The organism is Pseudomonas sp. PS01299, assembly GCF_029960145.1.
Taxonomy (GTDB): domain Bacteria; phylum Pseudomonadota; class Gammaproteobacteria; order Pseudomonadales; family Pseudomonadaceae; genus Aquipseudomonas; species Aquipseudomonas putida_A.
In genome coordinates, this window is record NZ_JASCPO010000222.1 from 1 (window position 1) to 9643 (window position 9643).

General features: G+C 61.1%; 9 protein-coding genes. 4 read left to right on the top strand and 5 right to left on the bottom strand.

Translation table 11 applies throughout. The annotated features are described in order from the left end of the window. Positions 1-621: 621 nt before the first annotated feature. Positions 622-1263, bottom strand: a complete 642-nt coding sequence (locus tag QMX91_RS25535) for a TetR/AcrR family transcriptional regulator (RefSeq protein ID WP_282413558.1) — start codon at positions 1261-1263, stop codon at positions 622-624. A 241-nt stretch (positions 1264-1504) separates the two neighbouring features. Here QMX91_RS25535 and QMX91_RS25540 point away from each other — a divergent pair, with 241 nt between their 5' ends. Then, positions 1505-2140 carry a hypothetical protein gene (locus QMX91_RS25540; RefSeq protein ID WP_282413559.1) on the top strand — a complete coding sequence of 212 codons (636 nt, stop codon included), beginning with the start codon at positions 1505-1507 and terminating at the stop codon, positions 2138-2140. A 40-nt stretch (positions 2141-2180) separates the two neighbouring features. Here QMX91_RS25540 and QMX91_RS25545 read toward each other — a convergent pair whose 3' ends face one another. Together QMX91_RS25545 and QMX91_RS25550 are read right to left on the bottom strand one after the other, a co-directional pair. Further along, positions 2181-2726: a hypothetical protein gene (locus tag QMX91_RS25545; RefSeq protein ID WP_027614702.1), complete on the bottom strand. Its 546-nt coding sequence runs from the start codon at positions 2724-2726 to the stop codon at positions 2181-2183. A gap of 82 nt (positions 2727-2808) precedes the next feature. After that, on the bottom strand, positions 2809-3099 hold the full coding sequence (locus QMX91_RS25550; RefSeq protein ID WP_282413560.1) for a hypothetical protein: 291 nt from the start codon (positions 3097-3099) through the stop codon (positions 2809-2811). A 156-nt stretch (positions 3100-3255) separates the two neighbouring features. On the opposite strand from QMX91_RS25550, the gene QMX91_RS25555 reads away from it, so the two are divergent. Then, positions 3256-4701, top strand: coding sequence for a SulP family inorganic anion transporter (locus QMX91_RS25555; RefSeq protein WP_282413561.1), 1446 nt, complete (start codon positions 3256-3258; stop codon positions 4699-4701). A 111-nt stretch (positions 4702-4812) separates the two neighbouring features. Here QMX91_RS25555 and QMX91_RS25560 read toward each other — a convergent pair whose 3' ends face one another. Next, positions 4813-5706, bottom strand: coding sequence for a DMT family transporter (locus QMX91_RS25560; RefSeq protein ID WP_096795618.1), 894 nt, complete (start codon positions 5704-5706; stop codon positions 4813-4815). A gap of 88 nt (positions 5707-5794) precedes the next feature. Between QMX91_RS25560 and QMX91_RS25565 the strand changes: the two genes are divergently transcribed. Together QMX91_RS25565 and QMX91_RS25570 are read left to right on the top strand one after the other, a co-directional pair. Further along, entirely contained in the window at positions 5795-7126 is a 1332-nt protein-coding gene (locus tag QMX91_RS25565) for a PLP-dependent aminotransferase family protein (RefSeq protein WP_098968180.1), read from the top strand. A 64-nt stretch (positions 7127-7190) separates the two neighbouring features. Further along, positions 7191-7577, top strand: coding sequence for a cytochrome c family protein (locus QMX91_RS25570; RefSeq protein WP_027614707.1), 387 nt, complete (start codon positions 7191-7193; stop codon positions 7575-7577). Positions 7578-7640: 63 nt separating this feature from the next. Here QMX91_RS25570 and QMX91_RS25575 read toward each other — a convergent pair whose 3' ends face one another. Continuing rightward, the gene (locus QMX91_RS25575) at positions 7641-9284 is read right to left on the bottom strand and encodes a sensor domain-containing diguanylate cyclase (protein WP_027614708.1); all 1644 of its coding nucleotides are present in this window, start codon (positions 9282-9284) and stop codon (positions 7641-7643) included. Positions 9285-9643: the final 359 nt, after the last annotated feature.

Sequence of the window (9643 nt, forward strand, 5' to 3'; positions counted from 1 at the left end):
GGGGCAAGAGCGCGAAAGTCGCGCTCATCGCCTGTATGCGAATACTGCTGATCAGACTGAATGCCATGCTGCGAGACGGCACAGAGTGGCGGTGACGAACGGTGGCAGTAAGACAGTTGCTCCCACAATGATTGATGGTGTTCACGGATTCCCATGTCCAGCACAAATCCCCTGTGGGAGCGAGCTTGCTCGCGAAAGCGGTGGGCCTGTGAAGCATGTATTGGCTGACCCGACGCCTTCGCGAGCAAGCCCGCTCCCACAATGATTGATGGTGTTCACGGATTCCCATGTCCAGCACAAATCCCCTGTGGGAGCGAGCTTGCTCGCGAAATCGGTGAGCCTGTGAAGCATGTATTGGCTGACCCGACGCCTTCGCGGGCAAGCCCGCTCCCACAATGATTGAAGGTGTTCACCAATTCCTTGCCCAGCACAAATCCCCTGTGGGAGCGGGCTTGCTCGCGAAAACGGTGGGTCTGTGACGCATGTGTTGGCTGACCCGACGCCTTCGCGAGCAAGCCCACTCCCACAATGATTGAAGGTGTTCACCAATTCCCATGTCCAGCATGAGTTCCCTGTGGCGAGCGAGCTTGCTCGCGCCGGCTGCGTAGCAGCCCTCACACTTCAAGTCGCAAACAAAACCCCACGAATCTCCCCAACCCGCGGTGCCACGACGCCCTCCAGCACCATCCGCGTAATCGTCTGCGCCGCCGTCTGATAATCCTCATCCTGCGGCACTGCGCGCCCGGTGATGCAGCCCATTTGCCAGCCAATGTTGGTGTAGGTGCGGGTCGCCGACCAGATGAACAGCATCAGGTGTTCCGGGTCCACCGGGGCCAGCAGGCCGCGTTCGATCCAGCTGCGCAGGCAGTCGACGTTGCGTCGGGCTTCGGCGTGCAACAGGTCGCGGCATTCGTCTGGCAACTGGCGCCCGCCGAGCAGCAGCTCGCCGCTGAATACCTTGGCAATCGCCGGGTGTTCGCGGGCGATGCGGATGCGCGCGGCGATGTAGGCGCGCAGGCCGATCAGCGGGTCATCGCTTTCGCGCAACGCTGCCGAGGCTTCCAGCAGCGGTTCGACAAATCCCAGGAGGACTTTCGAGTACAGGTTTTCCTTGGTCTGGAAGTAGTAATACAGGTTGGCCTTGGGCACACCGGCGCGGGCGGCGATGTCGCGGGTCTGGGTCGCTTCAAAGCCGTTGGCGGCAAATTCTTCGCTGGCGGCGGCGAGGATCAGTTGCTCGTTGCGTACGCGGATGGCGCTCATGGGAACACGATGTGAATAGTAGGCATGGGCAGATACGGGCAATTTCGGTTTCGCAATATACAAAACTATATAGCGGCGAAGCCAGCTAACTGTTCCACTTGCGACAGGGCTGAGCGGATATTTTTGTGTAAATTTTCTGATTCAGTCTTTCCTCACGCGACCGCTCTCTCTAGAATCCGCCCCGCCTCCGCAATGGAGGCTCATTGCTATCATTTGGCTCGGTTCACATAGGGAAGACAACATGCAATTCGGGAAAATCCTGGCGCTGGGCCTGGTGCTTGCGCTCGGTGGTTGTGCCAGTTTCACCAAAGACGAAGTGGCGCCGGTCAAACTGCCATCGATGGCCAGCTACGCCAACAAACCCAATGTCTATGTGGACTTCGACTTCTATCAGGGCGAGCCGAAAAGCGCTTCGGCCGTAGAAGTGCCGCAGGCGCGTGATCAGCTCAAGCCTGAGCTGCAAAAGATTCTGACCGATTCGGGACTGTTCGGCCGTGTCACCCTGGACGAGTTCCAGAAGCAACCGGGCGACTACAGCCTGCGTCTGAAAATGTACAACCATCCGCCGAATGCCGGTTCGATGGTGCTGGGCTTCATCAGTGGTTTCAGCCTGGGGGTGATCCCGGCATACGGCACCGATCAGTACACCATGAGCCTCGAAGCCGTGGACGGAACGGGTCAGGCCCTGACCACCGCGAGCAACCATGATGCGGTCGGTACCTGGATCGGTATCTGGTTCATTCCGCTGATGGGCAACACTCCAAAGGCTGCGGTCAACGACACCTTCGCCCGTCAGGTCAATGCGCTGCTCAAGCAGATGATCGACAACAACAACCTGAAATACTCGGCACTCGAGACCCGCACTCCGCGGGCCTGATGCCAAAAAAAGAGCCGCAATCGCGGCTCTTTTTTCGCCCTTACTTCAGGGCCTGGATGAACTGAGGATCGCTGTACAGTTCTTTCAGCAAGTCACGCAGCATCGGGTTGTAGGCGTTGACCGCATTCGGAATCGCAATGAAACCGAAGAAGCTGCTGCTCCACTGGCTGCTGACATGCTTGGTCGCGTCGTAAACCACATTCTGGCCATTGAGCAGGGTGAAGCGTGCCGCGAGTTGGCCTTCGCCTGTGCCCATGCCGGCCGACAGGTTGTTCTTCACCACCAGCACTTTCAACTGACGCTGAGCCTGCGGATCAAGCAGACCGGCCTTGCGCAGTTCTTCGGTGATCGCGTCCTGGATATGCGCCGGGATGCTGCCGGATGGCGAGCGCACCGGGTTGGCCCGCACAGTCAGCGAACCTTCGCCAGACTCGGCAGTTACCTGAGGATTGCTGATCGCCTGCAGGGGCGGAGTCTGCTTGAGCTTCTGAACGTTTTCGAAGCTCGGCTCATAGCGGGTCATGGTCATGCCACAACCTTGCAGCAGCACTGCCAGCATCGGGATCAACAACAGAGACTTTTTCACGGCGTTTCCTTGCGTGAGGAATAAGGGGGGCGAATTATGGGCAGAGTGCCATCATTGAGCAACCGACTTCACCGTGAAGCGCTCAGAGCTTCAACAGATTCTCGATCTGCGCCAGTTCCCAAGTACTGAGCAGATTCACCGGGTCGGTGCCGTAACGGCTATTGAAATGCCATTCGCGGCCATCCGGGCAGCGGCACTGTTCACAGTGATGCAAGTGCCCACCCTCAAAATCAAGCAACAGGCGCCAGCCCTCGATATCGACCGCGATCAGTCCGGCATCACTGGGTGTCTTGGATCTGTTGAATATCAGCACGCCCAGCGCAGCCTCGCGCAAGCGCTGGCAAACGTCGCGGGCGGTCAGCAATGCAGTCATGGTCGTACTCGATGGGCAGAAGCGCGTCAGGATAAATCGCGCGTCGACGGGTGTCAGCGATCACTGGCCCGATTCCGAACTATTCCGTAACATCCGCCCCCCTCATTTTCACGAACATCTGCGGCCACCCTCGTTGGCCGCTCAGTCAGGTAAGCCATGAAACCGAAACGTCTGCGCGCCGATGTCCTGGCCGGACTCACCACCTCGTTTGCCCTGTTGCCCGAATGCATTGCGTTCGCGCTGGTGGCGCATCTCAATCCGCTGATGGGCCTGTACGGCGCCTTCATCATTTGTACGCTGACCGCGTTGTTCGGTGGCCGGCCAGGAATGGTCTCCGGGGCGGCGGGTTCGATGGCGGTGGTGATCGTCGCGCTGGTGGTGCAGCACGGCGTGCAGTACTTGCTGGCGACGGTGTTGCTCGGCGGTTTGATCATGATGGCGTTCGGCTTGTTGCGCCTGGGCAAACTGGTGCGCATGGTGCCGCATCCGGTGATGCTCGGTTTCGTCAACGGCCTGGCGATCATCATTGCACTGGCGCAACTGGAGCATTTCAAGAGCGGCGAACACTGGCTCAGCGGCACGCCGCTGTACCTGATGACCGGGCTGGTGCTGCTGACCATGGCCATCGTCTACATCCTGCCGCGCCTGACCCGCGCGGTGCCGCCGGCATTGGTGGCGATCCTCGGCGTGGGCCTGCTGGTCTACCTGTTCGGTCTGCCGACGCGCACCCTTGGCGATATGGCGCACATCGCCGGCGGTCTGCCGAGCTTCGCGCTGCCGGACATCCCGTGGACGCTGGAAACCCTGCGCATCATCGCCCCGTACGCGATTCTGATGGCGCTGGTCGGTCTGCTGGAAACCCTGCTGACCCTGAACCTCACCGACGAAATCACCGAAACCCGCGGCTACCCGGATCGCGAGTGCGTGGCGCTGGGCGCGGCGAACGTGGTCTCCGGCGCATTCGGTGGCATGGGCGGTTGCGCGATGATCGGCCAGACCGTGATCAACCTCAGCTCCGGCGGCCGCGGGCGTTTGTCCGGGGTGGTGGCGGGGGTGCTGATTCTGCTGTTCATCCTGTTTCTGTCGCCGCTGATTGAGCGTATTCCGCTGGCGGCATTGGTGGGCGTGATGTTCGTGGTCTCGCAGCAGACCTTCGCCTGGGCCTCGTTGCGGGTGTTGAACAAAGTGCCGCTCAACGATGTACTGGTGATCATCGCCGTGACCACTATCACCGTGTTCACCGATCTGGCCACCGCCGTGCTCTGCGGGATCATCATTGCCGCGCTGAACTTTGCCTGGCAGCAGGCCCGCGAGTTGTACGCCGATGAGCATCTGGAAGCCGACGGCAGCAAACTCTACCGCCTGCACGGCACACTGTTTTTCGCCTCGACCACGCCGTTCCTCAACCAGTTCGACCCGGCCAATGACCCAGCACGAGTGACTCTCGATTGCCGGCATTTGAGCTTCGTCGATTACTCGGCGATTGCCGCGTTGAAGACCCTGCGCGAGCGTTACGAAAAGGCGGGCAAGGAGCTGCAGGTGTTTCATCTCTCCGAGCGCTGCAAGAAGCTGTTGAAACGCGCCGGCGTCGAACACCACTGAGTGCAGTTGTGGGCGCGGCTTGCTCGCGAAGGCGGTATGTCGGTGAAACGGTATCGACTGCCACTACGCCTTCGAGCAAGCCCGCTCCCACAGAGGCGATGCCAAAGATCACTATCGGGAGAACTTCTTCGCCCCGGCCACACAAAGAATCACGCCCACCGTCACCACCAGCATGCCGATGCTGACCTGCTCATGCAGCAACGTCGCTGCCAGCGCCAGGCCGAAAAACGGTTGCAGCAACTGCAGTTGACCAACCGCGGCAATCCCGCCCTGGGCCAGACCGCGATACCAGAACACGAACGCGATCAGCATGCTGAACAGCGAAACGTAGCCCAGACAGACCCATGCCGACACGCTGATGCCGCTGAAGGATGGTGGGGCCAGCCACAGGCTCGCAATTGCCATCGGGGGCAGCGACAAGACCAGCGCCCAACAGATCACCTGCCAGCCACCCAGGGTGCGCGACAGTTTTGCGCCTTCGGCATAACCCAGACCGCAGACCAGAATCGAGGCGAGCATCAGCAGGTCACCGGTGGGCGAGGCGGACAATCCCTGTGACAAGGCGAACCCCACCACCAGAGCACTGCCGAGGATCGAGAAGAACCAGAATACCGGGCGCGGACGCTCGCCACCGCGCAACACGCCAAACAGCGCAGTGGCCAATGGCAGCAAGCCGACAAAGACGATCGAATGCGCCGATGTCACGTGCTGCAATGCCAACGCCGTCAGCAGCGGGAAACCGAGCACGACGCCCAATGCCACGATCAACAACGAAAACCACTGATCCCTGGACGGTCGCCGTTCACGGAACAACCACAACAGGGCAACGGCCAGGACGCCGGCAATGGCGGCGCGCGCGACGGTGAGAAACACCGGGTCAAACTCCAGCACGGCCAGGCGCGTCGCCGGCAGCGAGCCGCTGAAGCACACCACGCCAATAAAGCCGTTGATCCAGCCGCTGGTTTTTTCCAGTGCCGGGTTGCTCACGTTTGAAGTCCGTTCCATACGATTCACACTCATTGTGGGTTGCTTTGAGAGAATCCTATGATTGAGAATCAGGACAATCAAAAAATTGTCATGGATACATCCCGACATGTCCCGCTCTCGCTACAAGACCCTCGTCGACACTTACGCCGCCGACATTCGCACCGGACGTCTGGCGCCCGGCACCCGTCTGCCGACGCACCGGCAACTGGCCACGCAGGAAGGCCTGGCGCTGGTCACGGCCTCGCGGGTGTACGCCGAACTCGAAGCCATGGGGCTGGTCAGCGGCGAAACCGGGCGCGGCACCTTCGTGCGCGAAACCTCGTTGTCGCCGGGGCAGGGCATCGACCAGAAAGACGTGGCCGTCGGCATGATCGACCTGAATTTCAACTACCCGTCCTTGCCCGGTCAGACGCAATTGTTGCGCACCGCACTGCGCCAATTGGCGTTGTCGGGAGATCTGGAAGCGTTGTTGCGCTATCAGCCCCATGCCGGCCGGGCCCACGAACGGGCTTCGGTCGCGCGCCATTTGCTCAGTCGCGGTGTCAGCGTCGACGCCGAACAAGTGCTGCTGGTGAACGGCGCCCAGCAGGGGCTGGCGGTGACGCTGATGGCGTTGCTCAAGCCCGGCGATGTGATCGCCGCCGATGCGTTGACCTATTCCGGGTTCAAAGTGCTGGCCGAGGCGTTGCATCTGGAAGTGGTGGCGATCCCGGTCAACGAGCAGGGGCCGGATCTGGCCGCGCTGGAAAAACTCTGCCGCAGTCGCTCGGTGCGTGCGGTGTACAGCATGCCGACCCTGCACAACCCGCTTGGTTGGGTGATGCCTATCGAGCAGCGCGAAGAATTGGCTGCCATCGCGCGGCGGCATGATCTGACCCTTATCGAAGACGCGGCCTACGCTTTTCTGGTGGAAGACCCGCCGCGTCCTCTGATCGACCTGGCGCCTGAGCGCACGGTCTACGTTTCGGGCCTTTCGAAGAACATCGCCACCGGCCTGCGCGTCGGTTTCATTGCTGCGCCTGCGGCCCACGTTCCGGCACTGGAGCGGGTGATTCGCGCAACCACCTGGAACACCCCGGGACTGATGACCGCGATCGTCTGCGGCTGGCTCGACGACGGCACCGTGATCGAACTGGAAGCGCAAAAACGCCACGATGCTCAGGCGCGCCAGGCACTGGCTGCCGAGTTGCTCAAAGGGTTGCCATGCGTCGCCCATCCGAACTCGTATTTCCTGTGGCTGCCCTTGCCGGAAGACGTGCGTGCCGATCAGATTGTGGTGGAGCTGATGCAGAAGCAGATTTCGGTCACCACGGCCGAGCCGTTCGCCGTATCGGCGCATGTGCCGCATGCGATTCGACTGGCCCTGGGTTCAGTGGAAATGGATGTGTTGCGGCAGGCCTTGACCACCGTCAGGAAGGTCATCGCCGCTTACCTGTAAAACAAGGCCCGAGGGACAGATGTTACCCTTGCGCAGCCAGATTCAAGCCGTTCCGGAACCTTAGATGAAAAACACCGTTGCACTCTTGCTTGCCTTGACCGCCACCGCCGTACTGTTCAGCTCGACCACCCGCGCCGCAGGCGATCCGCAGGCCGGCGAAAAGATCTTCCCGCGCCTGTGCGGCGGCTGCCACCAGGTTGGCCCGGATGCGCGCCCGGGGTTCGGCCCGCAACTCAACGGCATCATCGGTCGAGCGGCCGGCACCTCGGCCAATTACGTGTATTCCGAGGCGATGAAAAATTCGGGCAAGACCTGGGACCGCGAAACGCTGACGGCGTATCTGAAAGATCCAAAGGGCGTGGTGCCGGGCACACGAATGATTTTCTGGGGGCTGAGTGACGAGGAGAAGATCGATAATTTGCTGGCGTATCTGCAGCAGTTCTCCAATTAAAGATTTTGCTCGGCCGGCCCGGCAAACCAGGCCAACGGCATTTGCGAAGTCAAAGAGGGCTGATCAAGCCACCTGATTACGGCCCGCCGCTTTCGCCTGATACAGCTGCTGGTCGGCACGTTTGATCAGCATCGTGTGGCTGTTGTCCGCCGGGTCGGCCAGCGCGACGCCAATGCTCACCGTGACCTGTCCGATCTCGGGAAAGTGCGCCTGGGCCACGGCGACACGGATCTTTTCGGCGACCACCTCTGGAGTATCAGGCTGGGCGACTTCCGGCAGCAGTACGGCGAATTCCTCGCCGCCGTAACGGGCGACGAAATCGGTGGCACGCACGCTGACCTGAATGAGTTGCGCCAATTGCTGCAACACGTCGTCGCCAATCGCGTGGCCGTAGGTGTCGTTGATGCGCTTGAAGTGATCGGCGTCGATCAGCAGCAGGGCAAACGGTCGCCCGGTGCGGCGGAACAGCAGACTGTACTCGCTGAGTTTTTCATCGAAGCGGCGACGGTTGTAGACGCCGGTCAGGGCGTCGTGGGTCGCCAGGTTCAACAGGTCGGCATTGGCCTGCATCAGTGCCGCGGTGCGCTGGGCGACGGTGGCTTCCAGCGAGGCGTTGGCTTCCTGCAGTTCGCGCTCCTTGGCCAGCAGCGACCGGGTCATGGCGTCGATCGACTGCCCAAGCTGGGCGATTTCCCGCACCGGGTGCTGCAGCGGGAAGTGTGCGCCGGGCTGCTGGTTCTGCACCTGTTTGGCCGAGTGCGCGAGTTGCTCGATCGGCCGGCTCAGATACTGCGCCAGATAGTACGCCACCAGCCCGAATGCCACGGCGGCGGCCACACCCAGCAGCAACAATTTATAGAGCAGCAGGCGCGCCGGCTCCAGAGCGGTGTCCAGTGGCTGGCGCACGGCAATCGACCAGGACAACGCCGTACTCGAAGGCGTCGGTACGGTGACCATGCTGGTCAGGTAACCGTTGCCGACCGACCAGCCCGGCGACTTCGAATCATTCACCGCCAGTTGCTGGCCCATCAGGGCTTCCGGGTACAGCACCTTGCCGTCGTGATCGATGATCAGCGCTTCGATATCCGGCGACGCATTTTTATGCGAGAACGCTGCCGATTCGACGATACGCGTCACCCAGCTCCAGTGCGCGTGCGCGCCCAGCACGCCAATCACCTGGCCGTCGGCGTTGCGGATCGGGGCGGCGAAGTCGATGAAACGCAGCGGTTCGCCGTTGGGCGTTCCCGGCAGCAGTTTGGCCAGCAACACCGCTTCGTGCGGGTCACCGGTGTACTCACCCCGCAGGCCAGCCTGGAACCATGGCCGTTGCTGCACCGATTGCCCGACCAGCAAATTATTCACCGCTTGATGCACATGGCCATCGGCATCGGTCACGCCCATCCACGCATACTCGGCCCGGGCCTGGGTGCGCAGTTGCATCGATTTGAGAATCGCCGGGTTGTCGAGGTCGCCGCGTTCCAGATGCGGCGCACGGCTGAGCAGGTAGACCTCCAGCTGGCGCTCGCGTAATTGGTCACCGAGCAACGTTGCCGCAGAACGCGCGGTATTGAGCAGTGAATTGCCGCTGACCTGTTTCATCTGTTCGGTGGCGATATGCCCGACATAGAAGCCGACGATCGCCAGGGTCAGCAGGGACAAACCGGCGAACCAGAGGGTCAGGTGACTTCGCAGACTGGCTTTGAGCATGGGCAGGCAAATTCTGTTTGGACGTTGTGGCCGCATGGTATGCGCATTAAGCGTCGGGCTGCCAGTCGGTCGCTTCGGATAAGCACCGTCGGAAGTTTCGCCAATGCCCTACAAGGCAAGATCCTTTCTGACGCGGGTTGTTGAAAAGAACCACGCCAGCAAACGACGAAATGCAAAAGCCCGGCTGATCAGGCCGGGCTTCTTTGACTGCTTTAGAGCCGTTGTTTTATGCATTGCGGCTTTCGATCAGACGATCCGAACCACCTTCAGCGACACGGCGTTCTTGCAGACGATCCGAACCACCTTCAGCGACGCGGCGTTCCTGCAGCCGATCCGAACCACCTTCAGCGACGCGGCGT